The following is a 20,695-nucleotide window of genomic DNA, read 5'->3' as shown; positions in this document are numbered from 1 at the left end:
CGGTGCGTGGCCCCGGGAGGTGGGTCCGGAGTCACACCCGGCCTTGTCCACAGGCTTCCGCACCCGCCAAGCGCAGCGGATAGGCTGGGCGGATGACGCGAGCCGAGCAGCCAACGGTCGTGACCGCCCCGGCGAAGCCCACCTACGACGAAGCCCTAGCCGCGGATTCCCGCGAGCGCGCGGTGCGCGCACTGCTGCGCACCCCCAGGCTGCGCCGGCTGTGGAGCGCCCAGCTGGTGAGCGGCATCGGAGACGCCCTCGCCCTGCTGGTGCTGGTGCTGCTGGCCCTCCAGGCCGCGGCCACGGAAGGGGCCTTCGGCGGCGGATACCGCGGCGCGGCCCTCGCCGTCGCCGCCGTCTTCGGGGTCCGGATCCTCGCCACCCTGCTCTTCGGCGCGGTCCTCCTCGGCCCGTTCGCCGGACTCCTCGGCTCGGGCGGCAAGCTGGACCGCCGCTGGACGATGGTCGGCGCAGACGGGGTCCGCATCGGCCTCTTCGTCGTCGCCCCGCTGTGGCTCGACTGGATCCCCGCCCACGCGCTCACCGCGCTGCTGGCCACCGTCTTCGTCTCCGGCGCCGCCGAGCGGCTGTGGACCCTCGCCAAGGAGAGCGCGGCGCCCGCCCTGCTGCCCGCGCCGCCGCCGGAGGGGGCGACCGTACGGCCGCTCCCGGACCACCTGGACGCGCTGCGACGGCTGACCCTGCGTACGGCTTTCGCGGCGCTCCCCGTCGCGGCGGCCGCGCTGCTCGCCGCGACCCTGCTGGGCAAGGCGCTCGGCCTCGGCGTGGACTGGTTCGCCGCGAACCAGGCCGCCCTCGGCTCGTACGTTGCCGCCGGGCTGTTCGCCGCGTCGGTCTCGCTGCTGCTCCCGCTGGTGCTGCCCACCGGGGCGACCCCGCGCCCGCGTTCCCCGCTGGAGGGCCTGCGCGCCCCCAAGGCGGGCGACCGGCCCGACAAGGGCCGTACGGGCGCCATCCCCCTGCTGGTCCTCAGCTGCGCCGCGGTCGCCGGGGCGGTGTCCTGCGCCGTGGCCGTGGCCGTCCTGCACGCCTTCGACCTGGGCGGCGGTCCGGCCGCCTTCGCGTTGTTCGTCCTCGCGCTGGTCGGCGGCACCGCCGTCGGGATCCGCGCCACCCAGGCCGGCAAGGTGCTGCCGAGCCTGTCCCGGCGCCGGCTGCTGGCCCTAGCCATAGCGGTGACCGGGCTCGCGCTGCTGCTGACCGGCCTGGTCCCGGACACCGCGACGGTGCTCTTCCTCTCGCTGCTCGCCGGCGTCGCCGCGGGCATCGCGGCCAACGCCGGCCACACCCTGCTGGACCAGGAGACCGAGGAATTCCGCCGGGCCCGGGTCACCGAGCACCTCCAGGCGGTCGTACGGGTGGCCGTGGGGCTCGGCGCCGTCGGCGCCCCGGTCCTGGCCGCGGTGATCGGCCCGCACCGGCTGACCGGCGCCGAGGTCGTCTTCGCGCACGGCGGCGCCGCCTTCACCCTGATGCTGGCCGGCGCCCTGCTGCTGCCGGTGGCCGTGGTGGTGCTCACCAAGGCCGACGACCGCAGCGGCGTACCCCTGCGGCGCGACCTGCGCGAGGCGCTGCGCGGCGGGGAGCCGGTGCAGGCGCCGTCCGACGCCGGGTTCTTCATCGCCCTGGAGGGCGGCGACGGCGCCGGCAAGTCCACCCAGGTCGAGGCGCTGGCCGCCTGGATACGGGACAAGGGCCACGAGGTCGTCGTGACCCGCGAGCCCGGCGCGACCCCCGTGGGCAAGCGGCTCCGCTCGATCCTGCTCGACGTGTCCTCCGCCGGACTCTCGAACCGCGCCGAGGCGCTGCTGTACGCCGCCGACCGCGCGGAACACGTGGACACCGTGGTGCGGCCGGCCCTGGAGCGCGGCGCGGTCGTCATCTCGGACCGCTACATCGACTCCTCGGTGGCCTACCAGGGCGCGGGCCGCGACCTCTCCCCGACGGAGATCGCGCGGATCTCGCGCTGGGCGACGGACGGGCTCGTGCCGAACCTGACCGTGCTGCTCGACGTGTCGCCGGAGGCGGCGCGGGAGCGGTTCACGGAGGCGCCGGACCGGCTGGAGTCGGAGCCGGCGGAGTTCCACCAGCGGGTGCGGTCCGGGTTCCTGACGCTCGCCGCGTCCGACCCCGGGCGCTACCTCGTGGTCGACGCGGGCCAGGACCCGGACTCGGTGACCACCGTCGTACGCCACCGCCTGGACCGGATGCTCCCGCTCTCCGAGGCCGAGGTGGCCGCCCAGGCGGAGGCCCGGCGCCTCGCCGAGGAGGAGGCGCGGCGCAAGGCCGAGGAGGAGGCGGCCCGCAAGGCCGAGGAAGCGCGGCTGCGGGCCGAGGAAGAGGCCCGGCTGGCCCGCGAGGCCGAAGAAGCGCGGATCAAGGCGGAGGCCGAGGCCGCGCGGAAGGCCGCCGAGGAGCGGCAGCGCGCCGAGGAGGAGGCCCGGGCCAGGGCCGAGGCCGAGCGGCTGCGCCTGGAGGCCGAGGAGAAGGCCCGCGCGGCGGAGGCCGAGCGGCTGCGTCGGCAGGCCGAGGAAGAGGCACGGCTGCGGGCCGAGGCCGAGGAGCGGCGGCTGGAGAAGCAGCGGCGGGCCGAGGAGGCCCTGCTGAAGGCCGAGGAGGCACGCCGGCTGGTGGAGGCCGCGTCGGCCGAGGCTGCCGCGAAGGCCGCCGCGGCTGCTGCCGCGGCGGAGGCCACTGCGGCTTCGGCGGCTGCTCCGGCTCCGGCTCCCGAGCCTGCGCCTGCTCCGGCTCCGGCTCCCGCTCCCAAGGTGCCCATGACGAAGGAGCCGCACCCGGACGACGCGGTGACGGTCGAGACCCCGGTGGTCAAGCGGGTCGTCCAGCCCGACGACGTCACCCAGACCGTCCCGGTGCCGAAGGTCGACCGGACGTCCGCCGAGGAGACGGCCGTGCTGCCGCCCGTTCGCCCGGCCGACGAGACGGCCGTGCTGCCGCCGGTCCGCCCGGGGGCAGCTCCACAGGGCGGCGCCGGTACCGGCCGGGCCCGGTCCGCTTCGCGGCCTACGGCCCGGCGCCCCGAGGAGGACCCGGCCGACCGGGTGCCGTCGGGCATCTTCCGGGACTCGGCCAACGACCGGACGCGGGAGCTGCCCGTGCTCGGCGAGGACGGCCGGTCGCAGCGGCCGCGCCCGGACTGGGCCGAGGAGACCCCGCTGGACGATCTGCCGACGCTGGCGGACGAACTGCTGGGCCGCCACCGGGACGACGAGGACGGCGACGAGGGCGAACGAGGACCGCGCCGCCGCCGCTGACCTCGGCGGGCCGGGATTGTCAGTGGCGCCCGCCACAATGGGTGCACGGAGAGCGAAAGGTGGTGGGCGGGATGCCCGTATGGGACGACCTGGTGGGACAGGAGCGGATCCAGACGCAGCTGGCCGCTGCCGCCCGCGACGCCGACGCCCTGGTCACGGCCATCACCAACGGGACCGCCCCGCCCGCGGCGTCCAAGATGACGCACGCCTGGCTGTTCACCGGCCCGCCCGGATCCGGGCGGGTCACCGCCGCCCGGGCCTTCGCGGCCGCCCTGCAGTGCACCAGCCCCGACCGCGCCCTCGGGGGTGAGCCCGGCTGCGGGTTCTGCGACGGCTGCCACACCACGATGGTCGGCACGCACGCGGACGTCTCCACCGTCGTCGCGGTCGGCAGCCAGATCCTCGTCGCCGACATGCGCGACACCGTCCGCAAGTCCTACACGTCCCCCGCCACGGGCCGTTGGCAGGTCATCCTGGTCGAGGACGCCGAGCGGCTGAACGAGAAGTCCGCCAACGCGGTCCTGAAGGCGGTGGAGGAGCCCGCGCCCCGTACGGTCTGGCTGCTGTGCTCGCCCTCCGTGGAGGACGTGCTGCCCACCATCCGCTCCCGCTGCCGCCACCTCAACCTCAGCACCCCGTCGGTCGCCGCCGTCGCCGACATGCTCGTCCGGCGGGACGGCGTCGAGCCGTCGCTCGCGCTGGCCGCCGCCCGGGCCACGCAGGGGCACGTCGACCGTGCCCGCTGGCTGGCCACCGACGAGGAGGCCCGGACGCGCAGGGCGACGGTCCTGAAGCTTCCGCTCCGGGTGGACGACGTCGGAGCCTGCCTCAAGGCCGCCCAGGAGCTGGTGGACGCCGCCGCCGAGGACGCCAAGCAGGTCGCCGAGGAGGTCGACACCAAGGAGACCGAGGAGCTGCGGGCCGCGCTCGGCGCCGGAGCGGGCGCCGGCAGCCGGATGCCGCGCGGCACGGCCGGTGTGATGAAGGAGCTGGAGGACCGGCAGAAACGCCGCCGCACCCGGACCCAGCGCGACACCCTCGACCTCGCGCTGACCGACCTCACCGGCTTCTACCGGGACGTCCTGGCCCTGCAGCTCGGCTCGTCCGTGGCCATCGCCAATGAGGAGATACGGCACGACCTCGACCGGATCGCGCGGGCCTCGGGTCCCGAGCGGACCCTGCGTCGGATCGAGGCGATCATCGCCTGCCGGGAGGCCCTCGACCGCAACGTGGCTCCCCTCCTCGCGGTCGAGGCGATGACGATGTCGCTGCGCGCGGGCTGACCCCACTGTCGGGGCGCCGGCGGGTCACCGTCGGCCACTGCCGGGCCACCTCCGCGGCGCGGCCGGGAGAGCGTCCGTCCGCCGCTCGGCTGTCGCCCCGGGTCCACATCCGGTTGACGGACTCACCCGTATGGGCGGACCGACCGCTGCGGACAGGACGGGCTCGGTCCCTGCTCTGCCCGGCGGGGGCACGGAAGGCCCGCAGCCGTCCGCCGCGGAAGAGCCTCCCGGGCTCCTCCGGCAGTCGTAGGCTCCGGGGATGGACACCAGCCGCCTGCTGCGTACGACAGGGACCGTGATCGCGGCCGCCGGGCTGCTGCTCTCCGGGTGCACCTCGGGCGGTCTGGACGCCCCCCGCGCCGCCGTGGGCGGGTCGGAGGCCCCGCGCGCCGGCGAGTCCTCAGGGGCGGCGTCAGGCGAGCGGTCGGCCCGGCCGTCACCCGACGCGGCCGCGCTGCGCCCGTACTACGAGCAGAAGCTGACCTGGCGCGAATGCGGTGTCCCCGGATTCCAGTGCTCCACCATGAAGGCCCCCCTGGACTACGCGAACCCCCGCTCCGGCGAGGACGTCGACATCGCGGTGGCGCGCCGGGTGGCCACCGGTCCCGGCAAGCGGATCGGCTCGCTCGTGGTCAACCCGGGCGGCCCGGGCGGCTCGGGCATCGGCTACCTCCAGGCGTACGCGGGCATCGGCTACCCCGCGCCGGTCCGCGCCCGGTACGACATGGTCTCCTTCGACCCGCGCGGGGTGGACCGCAGCAGCCCCGTCGAGTGCCTGACCGGCCCGGCCATGGACGCGTACACGCAAGTGGACCAGACGCCGGACGATCCGGCCGAGCGGGCGGCGCTGGTGGCCGCCTTCAAGAAGTTCGCGGCCGGCTGCCACGAGCGCTCGCAGCGGGTGCTGCCGCACGTCTCCACCGTCGAAGCCGCCCGCGACATGGACCTGCTGCGCGCCGTGCTCGGCGACAAGAAGCTCAACTACGTCGGGGCCTCGTACGGCACCCTCCTCGGGGCGACGTACGCGGACCTGTTCCCGGACCGCGTCGGCCGGCTGGTCCTGGACGGTGCGATGGACCCCTCCCGGTCCGCGATCGACCTGAACCGGGATCAGACGGCCGGGTTCGAGACGGCCTTCACCTCCTTCGCCAAGGACTGCGCGAAGCAGCCCGACTGCCCCCTCGGCAAGGGCGACCCGGACGCGGTGGCGGCGCGCCTGAAGGATTTCTTCCGCAAGGTCGACGCCCAGCCGGTGCCCAGCGGGGACGCGAACCGCCCGCTGGGCGAGTCCCTCGCCACGACAGGGGTGATCGCGGCGCTGTACGACGAGAGCGCCTGGCCGCAGCTGCGCGAGGCGCTCACATCGGCGATGAACGGCGACGGATCGGGCCTGCTGAGCCTGGCCGACAGCTACTACGAGCGCGACGCCGACGGCAAGTACGCCAACCTGATGTTCGCGAACGCCGCCGTGAACTGCCTGGACCAGCCCCCCGCCTTCAAGGACCCCGCCGCGGTCGATGCAGCGCTGCCCTCCTTCGAGAAGGCCTCCCCGGTCTTCGGCGCGGGTCTGGCCTGGGCCTCGCTGAACTGCGCGTACTGGCCGGTGGCGGCCACGGGCAAGGCGGAGAAGCTGACCGCGAAGGGCGCCTCGCCGATCGTGGTCGTGGGCACCACGCGGGACCCGGCGACCCCGTACAAGTGGGCGCAGGCGCTGGCCGGCCAGCTCGATTCGGGAACCCTCCTCACCTATGACGGCGACGGCCACACGGCGTACGGGCGCGGCAGCGACTGCATCGACACCGCGATCAACCGCTACCTGCTGGAGGGCAAGGCCCCGGCGGACGGCAAGAAGTGCTGAAGCCGCCGCCCCGTCCGGCCTAGGGTGCTCCGGCCTGCCCGGCGCGCTCCGCGGGGACCGCCGGGACGAGCACCAGGGCGGCGGGGGTGAGTGATGCACCGAATGCGGCGTGTACGTCCCTGTATGTGACCTCCGCCTCACCCCCGCAGAACCCGGTTCAGGGCACCCGTCCACACCCTGTAGACTTGGCGCCGCTGCTGATGAGCGCCCCTCTTCGAGGGAATACTTGTCTGACCAGCGGTGCCGCCTTAGCTCAGTTGGCCAGAGCAACGCACTCGTAATGCGTAGGTCTCGGGTTCGAATCCCGAAGGCGGCTCTGTGGAAGCCCCAGGACTCACTCGCCGTGACCTGGGGCTTTTGCTATGTCCGGAGTCGGTCGGCGCATGCAGCGGCCGGGCCCGAAACCGTGAGCGATGCGTGAGCGGAGGGGGCGTCAGTCCTTCTTAGCGGCCTTCTCGGCCTTGCCCTTCTTCTCCCCCTTGGCCTTCGCCTTCGCGGCTTGTTTGGCCTTCTTGGCGGCCCTGCGGGCCTGCTCCTCCTGCTCCGCCTTGGTTGGATGGGACCAGCTTGGCGGTGGCCTCGGCGGCGCTCTTGCCGACGTGGGAGAGCACGCTCTAGTAGATGTCGCGCGTGATCCGGGTGTCGCTGTGGCCGAGGGTGTCGGACACGATCTTGATGTCGATGTCGGCCGCCAGCATGAGCGTCGCAGCGCCGTGGCGGAGGTCGTGCAGCCGGATCGGAGGGAGTCCGGACGCCGCGACGAGCCGCTCGAAGAGATCGGTCACCTTGCCTCGGTGCAGCCAGGAGCCGTCCTCCTGAGTGAAGGCGAGCCCGGTGTTCACCCAGGCCGACCCCCACTCCGCGCGGTCGGCTTCCTGCTGCTTACGGTGCCGCTCAAGGACGCCGACAGTGTCGTCATCGAGCGCGACCACCCGGAACTCGCTGTCCGTCTTTGGCTCCGACGCCTCGACCCCCAGCCGTCGTGGACGAGCTGCCCCGCCACGGTGAGAAAGTGGCGGTCGAGGTTTGTCTCCGACCAGGGCTGCCCGCACGCCTCCCCGCGCCGCAGGCCGCGGAGGGCGATGAGGTGCCACATGGCGTACAAACGGTCCTCGGCGACGGAGTCGAGGAAGGCGCCGGTCTGTTCCGGCGTCCAGACCATCACCGGGGAGGGCTTCTCGCCGGTCTGCTCCCCCTTGGCGACCCGTTCCTCCGTCCACACCAGCGCCTTCGGCTTGCGCACCGAGCCGATCTCGACGTGGGCCGCCGGGTTGAACGTGATGAGCTGCTGCCCGATCGCGTCGTTCAGGGACGCGCGGAGTGTGGCCTTCACGTGCTGGCGCGTCGCCGGACCTATCACCTGACGGAAGGCTGGCATCGCGTCGAGCGCAGCCTTCAGCGCCTTACGGCGAGCACGGTTCTCGGCGCCCTTCCACGGGATCGTCGCCAACTCCTCCACGCCTGCATGCCGCTGGGTGTTCTGCTCCAGGATCTCCGCGTTGCCATCGGCGACGGCCGTGAACATCTCGCTCAGGTGGCTGACCCGCAGCCGGTCAAGGCGCCGGTGCCCGATGTATGGCTTCAGGTGCACGCGGATGTCGGTCTCGTACCGGCTGATGCCCGACTTCCGGATCCGCTTGCCCCCCAGCCACCGGTCCAGCCATTCGGCGACGGTCAGGCTGCCGACGAGGTCCTGGCCGGCCTTGAGCCGCCATCGGGTCTCTTCCACGTCGGGCAGGGGCAGCTGCTCGCCGCTGACCTCAGCCAGCATCTCGGCGACCAGCTGGATGCCCTCGGGGTCGTCGGCCTCCACGAGACCCAGAAGGGCGCGTACGTGATGGAGGTCGGCCTGGGCCGCCTTGAGGCTGCTGTACCCGCCACGGGCAAAGGACCGACGGCTGCCGTCCTCGTGGGCTGGCAGCTCCTGGCGTATGGAGTAGGTGCAGTAATTCCTGCTGTTGCGCTTGGGGCAGGAAGTGCCGAGCTCCTTCCCGGTCTTGGGGTTGCGACAGGAATAGCGGCGGTAGGCGGAGCCCTTCAAATCTCATCCTCTTGGTCGGTATCGGTATCGGTATCGGGCGGGTCGATGTCGGCGAGTGCAGATGGCAGGTCTGGCGGGGTGGCACCTTCGTCGCGGATGTGACTACGGACGTAGAGGAGCTGCCCCTTGGTCTCGTCGGCCCGTCGGGTGGGGGTCGGTGTGCTCGTTGGCGCGACCGGGCGCGTAGAGGTACGACGTAGCCGACCGGGAAGATCAGGCAGATCGGGGACGTGTACAGGGCGGCGGCCAGGACCATGACGTCCACCAGAGGCAGGTTGGCAGTGGGACGGCTTCGCCCCCGACCCCGGCCGCGACGAGGCCGCCACCCTCGCCCAGCTCGCCACCGTCCTCGACCTGCGCGTTAAACAAGCCGGGGACCGCGCACCCGCCAAGCACGTGTGGCACTGCTCGGTCCGGACCGCGCCGGAAGACCCGGTCCTCACCGACGAGCAGTGGGCGACGATCGCCGCCGCATCCTGAACGCCACCGGCATCGCCCCCCGCCGGCGACCCCGACGCGTGCCGTTGGGTCGCGGTCCGTCACGCGGCGGACCACATCCACATCGTCGCTACCAAGGTCTGCGGCGACCTCACCCAGCCGCGTCATTGGAACGACTACCTGCGCGCCCGACAAGGCCCCCCGCAACGGAATCACGGCGCTGGTATGCGACCTGGCTGAATCACGCCTTCGTCTAGGCCGCTACCTGCACCATCGCCTCGCCCATGGTCGGCCATGATCTTCGAAACCCGTTCGGGTCGTAACCCGCTCCCCATGGCTCGCCACGAACGCCAGCCCCTCGTGTTATCCACAGGCACGCAGGACCGGAGCCACTGCTGGCTAGGCTGTGTCTATGGCAACAGGAGCACCAGCAGCGGTAACGGATCTTGTGATCCGCACGGAAGCGCGCAGGCAGGAATCGTCCTCGGCGTTGGACGCTAAGCAGCGTGCGAAGCTCGGTCAGTACTTCACCCCTGCCCCTGCCGCGGACTTCATCGCCTCCCTCGCCAGGTTGGAAGCGTCTGAGACGATCCGCGTTCTGGATCCTGGTGCCGGTGCCGGCTCCCTCACGGCATCCCTTGTCATGCGGATCTTGTGCGAGCAGCCGCGGTCGCACATCTCTGTCACGGCATGCGAGGTGGATCCGCAGATGCATGCGACTCTGGCTGCCACGCTCGCCGACTGCGTCAGCACAGCGGAAGCAGTCGGCGGTTCGGTCGAGGTGAACCTTGTACCTGGCGACTTCATTGCGTGGGCGACGGAGGACGAAGGCTTGTTCGCTGAGACGCGAGAGCGTTTCGACCTGGTGATCATGAATCCGCCCTACAAGAAACTCGCTGCAAACTCGCGGGAGCGCAGGGCGGTCACCGAAAAATGCACCGAGACGTCGAATCTTTACTCGGCCTTCATGGCGCTTGGTGTTCATCTGCTGGCGCCTGGAGGCCAGTTGGTGGCGATCACGCCTCGGAGCTTTGCTAACGGACCTTACTTCCGGCCGTTCCGGAAGTATTTCTTGGACCGAATGCACCTCGATCATGTGCATGTATTCGAAGCTCGCAACAAGGTCTTCGCCGACACTGATGTGCTGCAAGAGAATATCATCTTCTCGGCGACGCGCACCGATGCAAGTGGCCGCGGCCCGGTAACGGTTTCGGCCAGCAAGAGCTACTCGAGCGAGATTCGAAGCCGCAGCGTTCGTTATGCGGAAATGGTCCACCCGGAGGATCGAGAATTCTTTATTCACATCAGCGCCGACGAAGAGGACACGCAGCTAGCGCAGGCCCATGCCAGCCTGCCGGCCGCCCTAGCTGACCTTCGCTTTCAGGTCTCTACTGGGCGTGTGGTCGACTTCCGCAGTAAGGAGCACCTCCGGCCTGACCCCGTCCCTGGATCTGTTCCTCTGATCTACCCCTTGCATATGCGCGAGGGTGGCATTTCTTGGCCCGTACCGGGCGCGAAGAAGAACAACGCCATCATGCTAAACGGGGACACCGAGAGGATGACGTTCCCTCGCGGTTATTACGTCGTAGTGAAGCGCCTCTCCTCCAAAGAGGAGAAGCGTCGCGTCGTGGCTGCCGTTTTCGATCCGAGCCAGGTTCAGTGCGACCGAATTGGATTCGAGAATCATGTGAACGTCTTCCACGAGGGTGGGGAAGGCTTGCCTGAAGACGTTGCGAGAGGCCTTTGTCTGTGGCTGAATTCAACGCTGCTGGATCGGTTCGTTCGACGGTTTAGCGGCCACACTCAGGTAAATGCTACAGACCTGCGGAACCTTCGCTATCCAAGTCGAGAGCAACTCTCTGAAATGGGGCGGGGCTGGGATAGTGGCGTCTGGCTGGGGCAGGAAAAGATCGACGAAGTCGTCGAGCGGAATATCGAGAAAGCGGAGACTGAAAATTAGATGACCGAGCAGACCGTTATTGCATTCGATGGAGGCGCGCGTGAAAATAAACTTACGGAGGCCCGTAGGATTCTCCAGCTTCTTGGCTTCGACGCGGAGCGCTCCAATGAGCGCTCGGCCTATGTGCTCCTAGCCCTTCTGGAACTTGGCCCTGATCAGGACTGGACGCAAGCTGAACGGTCCATGCTTCGGACTGTGCAGATCATGCAGTGGCTGCGCGACTTCTACGAGAAGGATTACGCTGCAAACAGCCGCGAGACAATTCGCCGGTTCACGCTGCACCAGTTCGTCGATGCCGGCCTCGTTGTGCAGAATCCAGATCAGCCGGACCGGCCGGTGAACTCGCCGAAGTGGTGCTATCAGATAGAGCCCGCTGCCTATGGCCTCATTACATCGTTCGGGCAGGAGGGGTTCGATGAGCGTCTTGCCGAGTACCTTGCAGAGCGGCCCGGTCTTCAGGCGTTGTACGCGCGGGAGCGGGAGATGAATAGGATTCCGGTCCAGCTTCCCGGGGGCAAGAAGATCGACCTCAGTCCCGGTGGTCAGAACACCCTGATCGTGCAGATCATAAACGAGTTCTGTGAGCGGTACACGCCCAATGGTGAAGTGCTCTATGTTGGTGATGCCGACAACAAGTGGGCGATCTTCGAAGAAGGTTCACTCGCTGAGCTCGGTGTGGAGGTCGATTCACATGGAAAAATGCCGGACGTCGTAATATTTCTTCGGGATCGGAACTGGCTCGTCCTGATTGAAGCAGCGTCCTCCCATGGGCCGGTGGATGCCAAAAGACACAGGGAGCTCAGCGAACTCTTCCGAGGCTCATCGGCTGGCCTCGTCTTCATCTCAGCGCTGCCGTCGCGTGCTGAGCTGCGTAAGTATCTGAAGGAAATTGCTTGGGAGACGGATGTCTGGTGCGCGGATAACCCCACACATCTGATTCACTTTAACGGTGAGCGCTTCTTGGGTCCGTACATCTAGGATCGAGGCAAAAAAGGGGCCGTTCCGCAAATTTGCGGAACGGCCCCTTCGGGTTTAATTCGGCGACGACCTACTCTCCCACGAGGTCCCCCTCGCAGTACCATCGGCGCTGGCAAGCTTAGCTTCCGGGTTCGAAATGTTACCGGGCGTTTCCTCGCCGCTATGGTCACCGAAAATTTGGTGAGCACTTCCTAGCGTAGAAGCGCTTTCGTTGGCTGAGTATACAGGCGCATAGTGGCCGCTGTGCACCTGGCTTGTCCTGCCGCGAAGGCCGACAGGGCTGGCCCGGAGGCGGCTGGCGACGGCGTTCCAGCCGGCCGATGGGCTGGTCGCCCTCGGCTCCCGGAGGTCCCCGAAGTGGCAGGTGAAGGCCTAACGGTCGTGGTCCGTGTGTCGGTAGTAGGTGAGAACCGGCCAAGTGTGCCGCTGGGTAGCGAGGTTATCTAGCCAATCGGCCTGCGCTGTGCGTACAGGTGGCTACGCTGCGTGCCTCCCGAGATCTTGTGACGCGGGCGGATCTGACCTGAAGGAGGACGCTTGAACACGCATCTGCGCTTTGCGCCGGAGATCCTGATCCGCCTTGGGGAGGAGCTGATCCCACACCCCGACCTCGGGGTGATTGAACTCGTCCGCAACGCCTACGACGCGGATGCGACGAAGGCCATCGTTCAGCTCCACAACGCCACCCAAGCCGGCGGCACCCTTGTGGTCGAGGATGACGGCGACGGCATGACGGCCGAGGACATCCGCGAGGGCTTCCTCCTTATTGGGAGGTCGCAGAAGTCCGGTGCAACAGAAAGCCACTCCAAGCGTCGTCGCATCGGTGAGAAGGGGTTGGGCCGCCTGGCGGCACTGCGCCTTGGGCGCCGGGTGGAGCTGCTGTCCCGCCCGCGTAGCGAGCCCGGCGTAGAGCACAGGCTCGTCATCGACTGGTCCGACTACGAGTCGGTTGGCTCGGTCGAAGAGGTCGAGCTCACGGTTGTTACGCAGGCAACATCGAAGAAGCCCGGCACCTCATTGACTGTGCACCAGTTGCGGCAGGGCTTCGAGAAAGAGCAGATGGATCGGCTTGCTCGTGCCATGCGCTTGGTCACCGGGTTCTTCAATGACGAGGACACAGGTTTCACCGCGACGCTCATTGCGCCCCAGTTTGATCGGGTCTCGGACGCAGTAAATCGAAGTTTCTTCGACGAGTATGAATACAAGCTCGAAGCCAATCTCGACGAAGAGGGGTACGCGAGTACCGTCCTCTACGACTGGAAAGGCCGCGTAATCACCCGAGGGGAGCACGTCGACATCGCGCCGGATAGCCGCGGAGGGCGACTCCAGCCCCCTCTGAGGTATCAAGCGCCAGCGGCGTCCTTCGAGCTGTGGATGTTCCTGCTGGACAAGCGCTCGTTCGAACTTCGTGGCTCGAAGAATCAGTTCACTGCCCTGCGTCCGTGGCTCAAGGTTGTCGGTGGCGTTCACCTCTTCCACCGAGGCCTGCGTGTGCATCCCTACGGTGATCAGGGCTTCGATTGGCTAGACCTGAACCTCTTGAGGGCCCGTAACCCGCAACTTCGCCCCTCCACCAACAACAGCATCGGGCGTGTATCGGTCGATGACCCGGATGGCCTTCTCATTCCGAAGACAGACCGGATGGGGTTCCAGGAGAACGTCGCGTTCATTGAACTACGTGATTTTGCCCGAGGCGCCACAGAGTGGGCGGCAAGGGAACGAAAGAGGATCCGAGACGGTGAGAAGCTCGGGATTCCTTTGCCCGCCCAGCGTCCTTCGCCTGCCCAGCGTCCCGCGCCTGTCCCTGTCACCGACCGCCCCGAGACGCCCAGGAGCTCGGCGGACGACCGTAAGGCTTGGGAGACGGCATCGCAGCCGGAGCTGTTGACGCTAGCGCCGAGTCTGCCTGCGCAGCGCGACGAGGCACCCTTGCCAGCGATGCGACCGGAGCACCTCTTGTACCGGTCCCTCGCCACTGCTGGGATCCTTGCTTCCGCGTTCGGGCGTGAGACAGCAGCTGGAAGCGATGCCAGCGAAGTAGGTCGCGGGGTGATCGACCTTGTCGGAATCGCTACACGAGCGGCCCGGGGAGATGGTTTCCGCGTCGACATCGCCGATCTGAACGAGGTGGTCAGCCGTGCCTTGGGCGTGGTACGCCCCCAGCTGGAGCGACGCGGCATCTCTATCAACGAGGAGTACTGGGACGAGCCGATCCATGTCGCGGCCGCAGTGTCGGACCTGGAAGCGATCGTCTTCAATCTGGCCGCCAATGCCATGAGCTCATTCGCGCGTGCCGGCGATCTGTTGGGGGACCGAGTCGTGCAGGTCCGGACTCGGGTTGAGGAGGGCCGCGCGGCGTTCGACTTCTCCGATTCAGGTCCGGGGATTGTCGACGTCGACGTCGCACACATGTGGCGTCCGGGCGTAACTGGTCCGGAGAACGAGAGCGCCGGATTCGGTCTGACAGTCGTCCGTGATGCCGTTGCCGACATGTGTGGCAGGAGGTCGGTGGTTGAGGATGGGGATCTCGCCGCCGACGCGTACGGGGAGCTGGGAGGCGCGACCTTCCGCATCCGCCTCCCTATGCGGATCGCTGGCGAGTAGCCTGGATCTCTCCTCAGGCCCCCCATCCTCGGTGCGCTTGGGGGCCGTGTGGACTCCAGCCGTTCAGGTACGGCCTCAGTTCCTCTGCCTTCGGTTCGGGGCGGCGGGCATTGCGGGGAGCTGGGTCAGCGGGTCGAGGTGCCGGGTGTACTGGTGCATCCATGCCAGCCACTGTCGCGTCGAGGCCACTTCCGCGTCGTCCCCTTCCCGGGTCCGCTTCGATTCGGCGCTCCAGGGCGTTGGCATACGCGCTCAGTGCCGTCACTTCCTGCCATTGGCGAGCCTGTGAACGGAGTACCTCGGCGAACTGATCGTGGGCGGCCTGCTCCTTCGCTTGCTCCATGGCCGCTCTCCAGCGGACCTCGCGCTCGGCCTCCGCGCGCTCCTCGTCCACCTGGCGCTGAGCGTCCTCCACGGCGCGGCTTTCGATCTCCCGCAGAACGGCCCCCAGAATGTCCTCCAGCACCCACCGTTTGCGATCGGCCCAGCGGGACTGCCGGCTGGACCGGCTGTAGCCGAGTTCGATCACGAGGCTCTTCGAACGCTCTGGATCGGTGGACTGCGGAGCTCCTGCTGGATCGTGACGGTATAGGTAAAGCCGCCGACGATCACGTTCAGCTCGCCCTCGCGACGCGAGTATCCCGAGGGGTAGTGCTTGCCCGCGTAGGTGTAGGCACGGCTGCGGTAGCGGTTGGGGACGCGGTGCTCCTTCACCTCGTATCCGCGGCGTACGGTCCAGGCGGCCAGGCCCTGGAGCAGCAGCAAGGAGCGACGACGAAGCGGAGCCGGCATGACCAGTCGGCAGTCGTCGTCCCTCAGTGCGGCAACAGCCGGATGCGGGGAGCGCAACTGAGTCGGGACCTGGATGGGCGGGGTATGATCCGGCGCCTGCCTCCGTGGCCGTGCTGGATGTAGAACTTGCCCGCCTCGGTGACCTGGGTCTGCACCTCGCCGCTGCTCCGCTTGATCATCACCAGCCCGCGGTCGCGTAGCGCGTAGGCGGAGCGCCACTCGCCGGGGTCCCAGGAGGTTCCGAGGTCCTCGCTGTTCGCGAGCTGGGTGAGGAGGGTGAGCTGCCGTTCGTTCAGGGGAGACCAGCGATGCATGGCAACAGCTGCCCCCGGGAGTTGGTCGGGTGCAATGACTCGTAGGGGGTGGTCGCTCCTGGAGAGGGGAGAAAACCGAGGTCCGCCGCCAGTCGGCGAGCCCGCCTTGCGTGAGCCGTGCGTGAGCGGACGGGGCGGCACACGGTGGATTTGGCGACATGAGGGTTCAGCGGCTCGGTCTCTGACCTGTGGAAACGGGATTCTGTGGCACTGCCCGGCACCAGTCGGGATGATCGTGTGGGGCCTCGTAATGCGTAGGTCTCGGGTTCGAATCCCGAAGGCGGCTCTGTAGAAGCCCCAGGACTCACTCGCCGTGACCTGGGGCTTTTGCTATTTGCGGGGTCGGTCGGCGCGGGGCCTTAGGGGCCAGGTGGGACTGCCTGGCCCGGTGGGCGAGGGCGCCGGCGTGCGGCTCGGCCGGCGTGGAGATGATCCGGGCGTCGGCGAGCTTTCCCCGGAGGTGCTACCTGGCCGCCGTTGAGGTCGGGGTGGGGGTGGCCGTGGGGGTGGTGGGGGTGAGGCGGACCGTGCTGAGGATGCGCATGATCAGGGAGTCGGGGATGGCGCCGGGGACGCCCGTGCGGCCGTAGAAGTCCCAGGCCGCGAAGGCGCCTTCGGCGTTCTTGAAGGCGAAGACGATCGAGTGGCCGTCGCCGGCGCAGCGGTTGGGTTGTTTGGCGCCCTCGGAGTGGGCCTTGACGTAGGTGCCCTTGAGGCCGAACTTCGTCGTGTACTCGACGGGCTTGTCCCACTTCACGACGCTCTTGTCGGGCTGGGTGTAGGCGGCGTAGACCCAGGTCGGGGCGTTCTTCTCGGCGACCTCGGTGGTGTCCTTGGCGCCTTCGGCGCCCTTGGTGCCGACGCTGCCGAGCGGGAAGTCGGAGACCGTGCCGTCGCCGTCGGCGTCGATGCTGCACCACTCGGACTTGTAGAAGGCGGGAGCCGTGTGTCCGATGAGGAGCTTGTCCGGGTCGTTGTCGTCCCCGTGGCCGCTGAAGACGTCCGGTGACAGGACCTCCCAGTCCGGCGGGACGTCGAACGCGGTGCCGTGCTTGGGGTTGACCACGGTCTTCCAGCCCGCGATGAGCGGTTTCGACGGGTCCGGGGGGCCTTCCTGCTCGTCTCTGGTCATGATGACGGCGGTCACCGCGGCGATGGCCCCCACGGCCATCAGTGCCGTGAGCGTCATCATGAGCCGGTTGGTGCGCTTCTGCGGGGTTTGCGGGGGTTGTGGGGGCTGTGGGAGGGGCGGCTGGTACAGGGCGCCCGGCTCGTTCGGCTGTTGGTACGGGTTCTGCACGTGCCCCTCCTGGGGTGCGGGACTGCGGGACTGCGGGACTGCGGGACTGCGGGCGGCCGGGACGCTACTTGCCGAACGAGAGGATCGCGCGGCTCTTCTTCTTGGGCTCCGGGCCGTAGACCCGGCCGTTGAGCAGGAACAGCCGTCCGCCCGACCAGGTGATGCGGACGCCGTGGGAGTAGAAGACGCTCGCCGCGCCGGCGGACACCGCCGGGCTCTGCAGGACGGGCTGCGAGGTGCCGTCCGCCGGTGCCAGCGAGACGACCGAGGCCGCCGCTCCGCTGCCGGGGGAGACGTAGACGAGGACCCGGCCCTCCTCGATCGCCCGCGGCCACATGGTGCGGTTCTTGGGCTGCTCCGCGGAGCGCCACCGTTCCTTGCCCGTGTTCAGGTCGACGGCGACGACCTGGTTGGTGTCCTCGGTGTCGAGGGTGGTGGCGGGCTTGCCGGCGCCGATGTAGAGGGTGTCGGCGTCGGCCACGGAGGCGTAGCACTCCTGGAACCGGCCCGCGTTGCCGAAGCCGTTGCACCGGCCGCTGACACCGAACCCGGGGGCGCTCTGCGAGCGGACCTTGCCGTCGGCCGCGAACGCCGTGAGGTTCCAGGTCTTGCGGTCCTCGTGGTGCGCGGCGACCACCACCGGGTCCACGGACAGCACCCGGCCGACGGTCCAGCCCTTGTCGTACTTGTAGGCCCACTTGGAAGCGCCCGTGGCCGGATCCAGCTCCTCGACCATCGACTGCCCGCGTGCGGTGGGGTCCTTCGGGTCGAAGCAGTTGCGTACGCCGATCAGCCGGGATCCCCCGGCGAAGCCGGACGCGGTGCAGCCGTCCGTCTTCGAGTTGCCGAAGAGCTTCCTGCCGTCGGTGACCGAGAAGCCGCTCATGACCGCCGACCGGGCGAGGGCCACGGTGTCGCCGCTGATCGCGATCTCGAACTCCGTCGAGGAGTCGTACGCGTTCTCCGCGGGCACGGCCGTCTTCCATCCGGTCTTGCCCGTGGCGAGGTCGATCAGCTGGAGGTGCGTGCAGTGCGAGCTGTCCGAGGCGCTCTCCTTCAGCCCGACGACCAGTTTGCCGTCCGCGGTCGGGGCCGGCGGAACCGCGCACAGCGGGGTCGGGAGCGGGATCTTCCACTTGTCCTGGCCGTCGGCCGCCCCGTAGGCGGTGAACTCGGTGGCGATCGCCTTGACCACCACGTCGCCCACCCGCCACGGGCCGTACTGGGAGGTCCCCGAGCCGGCGAGCTCGATCTCGTTGTCGCGCAGCCAGACCTTGGCCTCACCGGGCTTGATGCCGGCGTTGGGGTCGTAGGTGTCGGGCCCGACGCCGGGGCCCTTGCCGTCGCCCTTGTCGATCGAGGGCGAGGACGAGGGCTCGGCGCGGGACGACTCGCCGCGACCGCCGCCGGTCGCGAGGTACACGCCGCCGCCGACGGTGAGCAGGACGGCCACGGCCAGTGCCGTCAGGACGACCGGCCGGCCCTTGAACGGGCCGCCGCGCCCGCCGCGCCCCCCGGGAGCGCCGGGTACCGGGACCGGTTGCGGCGGTGACGGTGCCGGGAACGGCGGCTGCGCCGGTGGCCGTGGCTGTGCCTCCGCGGGCGACTGCGGCTGCGGCCGCGGCTGCGGTTCGAACGGTTCGGGCGGGGGTCCGAAACCGCCGCGCCACTGCTCATCGCTCATGGGGAGAGTCTGGCCGGTACAAGACCCTTTCCAGAATAGATTTCTAGACTACTTCGCCGTGCCCTTCGGGTCGCCCGGCCGGGGCCGCAGGGCTACGTTGGACGGAGTGGGCTCCTGTCCCTGGTGTGCGAGGAGGCCGGGTATGACTACGCATCGGCACAGGTCAGCCGCCGTGGCGGCGGTGGCGGCCGGCCTCCTGGCGCTGCCCGTCGCGGCCGGGGTCGCACCGGCGGCCGCGTACGCGCGGGACGCGGCGGCGCCCGCGCCGGCCGTGACGGTCCCGGTTCCGTCGCCCACGCCCGTCTCCGGCGAGTTCCCGCGGCTGACCCCCGCCGTGGCCCGGCAGTTGGACGACGCGGTCCGCAAGGTCATGACCGAGGCCAAGGTCCCCGGCGTGATCGTGGCCCTGTCGGCGCCGGGCAAGGGCGAGTACGTACGGGCCTTCGGCGTCGCCGACAAGGCGACGGGCGCGCCGATGACCCCCGGTCTGAACATGCGGATCGGCAGCGAGACGAAGACCTTCACCGTGACGGCCCTGCTGAAGCTGGTGGACGAGGGCAAGGTCGGACTGGACGACCCGATCGGCAAGTACGTCGCGGGGGTCCCGAACGGCGACCGGATCACCCTGCGCCAGCTGGCCGAGATGCGGAGCGGGCTTTTCAACTACTCCGCGGACGAAGGTTTCTTCAAGGCGCTGACCAGTGATCCCCGGCGGCCCTTCACCCCACAGGAACTGCTCGCGTACTCCTTCAAGCACCCGGTGCTCTTCGAGCCGGGCGCGAAGTTCTACTACGACAACACCAACCTGATCCTGCTCGGGCTGGTGGTGGAGAAGGTCAGCGGGACGCCCCTCGCCGACTACATCGACAAAGAGGTCGTCAAACCTGCCGGGCTGAAGCACACGCTCTTCCCGACGGGCGCGGAGTTCCCCGAACCGCACGCCCACGGCTACACGGACCAGACGGCCACCGGCAAGACCGAGGACGCCACCGACTGGAACCCGTCCTGGGGCTGGGCGGCCGGCGCGATGATCTCCGACCTCACCGACATGCGCAGCTGGGCGAAGACCCTGGCGACCGGGACCCTGCTGACCCCCGCCACCCAGGCCGAGCGGCTGAAGGTGATCGACTCGCTCCCGGGCGCCGGCTACGGCCTGGGCATCTTCAACGTCCACGGATGGATCGGGCACAACGGCTCACTGCCCGGCTACGAGTCGCTGACCGTGTACCTGCCGCAGGCGCAGGCCACGCTGGTCGTGCTGCTCAACACCGACACCACCTACCAGGGCAGCGAGCCCAGCACGCTGTTCGGCCGGGCGATCACCGAGATCGTGACCCCCGAGCACGTCTACACCCTGCCCGCCCAGCCCGTCACGGGGCACTGAACGAGCCTCCCCGCAGCCGGAACGGGCCTCCCCGCAGCCGGAACGGGCCTCTCCGCAGCCGGAACGGCCCCTCCCCCGGCCGAACTGGCCTTCCCGCGGCCGCTGGTGCGGATCCGCGCCGTCCGTGCACCATGGTCGCGGCGGCGCGAGACACCCCCCAGGGAGATGTGAGACGTACATGGACGGTCAGACAGCAGCACGGCAGGACATCCAGCCCCCGCAGGGGCGGGACGGGGCAGCGGGTGCGGGTGCGGCGGCGGTGGCCGTCCGGGCCGCCGGCGAGGCGGACGTCGACACGGCGGCCGCGCTGTTCCGCGGCTACCTCGACTTCTACGAGGTGGACGTGGAAGACCCGAACGGCCCCCGGGACTTCCTCGCCGAGCGGATCGCGAAGGACGAGTCGCTCGTCCTGCTCGCCGAGGTGCCGGGGCTCGGCACGGTCGGCTTCGCGCAGGTCTACCGCGCCTTCTCGTCCCTCTCCCTGAGCACCGCGTGGGTGCTCAACGACCTCTACGTCGCCCCCGCCGGCCGCCGCACCGGCGCCGGCCGGGCGCTGTTGCGCGAGGTGCTGCGCCGGGCCCGCGAGGCCGGGGTGTCCGGCGTACAGCTGGAGACCGCGTACGACAACACGGTCGCGCAGGGGCTGTACGAGGCGGAGGGGTTCGTCCGTGAGGAGTTCCACGTGTACTTCCACGACCTGGGCTGACCGGCTCCGGCCGCGGGATGAAACATTCCCGCACGGTGGCCGCGTCAATGGGGTGAGACG

General features: G+C 69.3%; 13 protein-coding genes, 1 tRNA gene, 1 rRNA gene and 2 pseudogenes. 10 read left to right on the top strand and 7 right to left on the bottom strand.

All coding sequences use genetic code 11. The annotated features are described in order from the left end of the window. Positions 1-92: 92 nt before the first annotated feature. From tmk to ACZ6JT_RS17985, 4 genes are all read left to right on the top strand, one after another. Positions 93-3,293, top strand: coding sequence for a dTMP kinase (gene tmk, locus ACZ6JT_RS18000; RefSeq protein WP_469210867.1), 3,201 nt, complete (start codon positions 93-95; stop codon positions 3,291-3,293). A 71-nt stretch (positions 3,294-3,364) separates the two neighbouring features. Further along, positions 3,365-4,576: a DNA polymerase III subunit delta' gene (locus tag ACZ6JT_RS17995; RefSeq protein WP_469210865.1), complete on the top strand. Its 1,212-nt coding sequence runs from the start codon at positions 3,365-3,367 to the stop codon at positions 4,574-4,576. Between the two features lie 259 nt (positions 4,577-4,835). Beyond that, entirely contained in the window at positions 4,836-6,434 is a 1,599-nt protein-coding gene (locus tag ACZ6JT_RS17990) for an alpha/beta hydrolase (protein ID WP_469210863.1), read from the top strand. A 242-nt stretch (positions 6,435-6,676) separates the two neighbouring features. Further along, positions 6,677-6,750 (top strand) — tRNA-Thr (locus ACZ6JT_RS17985). A gap of 117 nt (positions 6,751-6,867) precedes the next feature. Here the strand turns inward: ACZ6JT_RS17985 and ACZ6JT_RS17980 are convergent. Next, positions 6,868-8,475, bottom strand: a pseudogene (locus ACZ6JT_RS17980) (tyrosine-type recombinase/integrase). Positions 8,476-8,757: 282 nt separating this feature from the next. Between ACZ6JT_RS17980 and ACZ6JT_RS17975 the strand changes: the two are divergent. The 3 genes and pseudogenes from ACZ6JT_RS17975 to ACZ6JT_RS17965 all read left to right on the top strand — a co-directional run. Beyond that, positions 8,758-9,102, top strand: a pseudogene (locus ACZ6JT_RS17975) (relaxase/mobilization nuclease domain-containing protein); the annotation flags it as partial. A 223-nt stretch (positions 9,103-9,325) separates the two neighbouring features. Beyond that, a complete protein-coding gene (locus ACZ6JT_RS17970; RefSeq protein ID WP_469210862.1) occupies positions 9,326-10,873 on the top strand; it encodes an Eco57I restriction-modification methylase domain-containing protein in 1,548 nt (515 codons plus the stop codon). After that, positions 10,874-11,851 carry a BsuBI/PstI family type II restriction endonuclease gene (locus tag ACZ6JT_RS17965; protein WP_469210861.1) on the top strand — a complete coding sequence of 326 codons (978 nt, stop codon included), beginning with the start codon at positions 10,874-10,876 and terminating at the stop codon, positions 11,849-11,851. 57 nt (positions 11,852-11,908) lie between these two features. Here ACZ6JT_RS17965 and rrf read toward each other — a convergent pair. Continuing rightward, positions 11,909-12,025: ribosomal RNA gene (rrf, locus tag ACZ6JT_RS17960) — 5S ribosomal RNA — on the bottom strand. A gap of 363 nt (positions 12,026-12,388) precedes the next feature. Between rrf and ACZ6JT_RS17955 the strand changes: the two genes are divergently transcribed. Then, a complete protein-coding gene (locus ACZ6JT_RS17955) occupies positions 12,389-14,455 on the top strand; it encodes a sensor histidine kinase (RefSeq protein ID WP_469210859.1) in 2,067 nt (688 codons plus the stop codon). A gap of 13 nt (positions 14,456-14,468) precedes the next feature. On the opposite strand, the gene ACZ6JT_RS17950 is transcribed toward ACZ6JT_RS17955, so the two are convergent. From ACZ6JT_RS17950 to ACZ6JT_RS17930, 5 genes are all read right to left on the bottom strand, one after another. After that, positions 14,469-14,984, bottom strand: coding sequence for a hypothetical protein (locus tag ACZ6JT_RS17950; RefSeq protein ID WP_469210857.1), 516 nt, complete (start codon positions 14,982-14,984; stop codon positions 14,469-14,471). Next, on the bottom strand, positions 14,981-15,247 hold the full coding sequence (locus ACZ6JT_RS17945; protein WP_469210855.1) for a hypothetical protein: 267 nt from the start codon (positions 15,245-15,247) through the stop codon (positions 14,981-14,983). Before ACZ6JT_RS17945 ends, ACZ6JT_RS17950 begins: the two co-directional genes overlap by 4 nt. A 23-nt stretch (positions 15,248-15,270) precedes the next feature. Beyond that, on the bottom strand, positions 15,271-15,561 hold the full coding sequence (locus ACZ6JT_RS17940; RefSeq protein WP_469210853.1) for a hypothetical protein: 291 nt from the start codon (positions 15,559-15,561) through the stop codon (positions 15,271-15,273). Between the two features lie 463 nt (positions 15,562-16,024). Continuing rightward, positions 16,025-16,861, bottom strand: coding sequence for a DUF8017 domain-containing protein (locus tag ACZ6JT_RS17935; protein ID WP_469210851.1), 837 nt, complete (start codon positions 16,859-16,861; stop codon positions 16,025-16,027). A gap of 64 nt (positions 16,862-16,925) precedes the next feature. Next, on the bottom strand, positions 16,926-18,545 hold the full coding sequence (locus ACZ6JT_RS17930) for an outer membrane protein assembly factor BamB family protein (protein ID WP_469210849.1): 1,620 nt from the start codon (positions 18,543-18,545) through the stop codon (positions 16,926-16,928). Positions 18,546-18,687: 142 nt separating this feature from the next. Here ACZ6JT_RS17930 and ACZ6JT_RS17925 point away from each other — a divergent pair, with 142 nt between their 5' ends. Continuing rightward, positions 18,688-19,929, top strand: a complete 1,242-nt coding sequence (locus ACZ6JT_RS17925) for a serine hydrolase domain-containing protein (RefSeq protein WP_469210847.1) — start codon at positions 18,688-18,690, stop codon at positions 19,927-19,929. A 178-nt stretch (positions 19,930-20,107) separates the two neighbouring features. Continuing rightward, entirely contained in the window at positions 20,108-20,635 is a 528-nt protein-coding gene (locus ACZ6JT_RS17920) for a GNAT family N-acetyltransferase (protein WP_469210845.1), read from the top strand. The last annotated feature ends 60 nt before the right edge of the window (positions 20,636-20,695 follow it).

It is taken from the genome of Streptomyces sp. NPDC046308, from assembly GCF_055588065.1.
The sequence above is the reverse complement of the archived record's forward strand: the minus strand, read 5'-3'. Positions and strand labels throughout refer to the sequence as shown.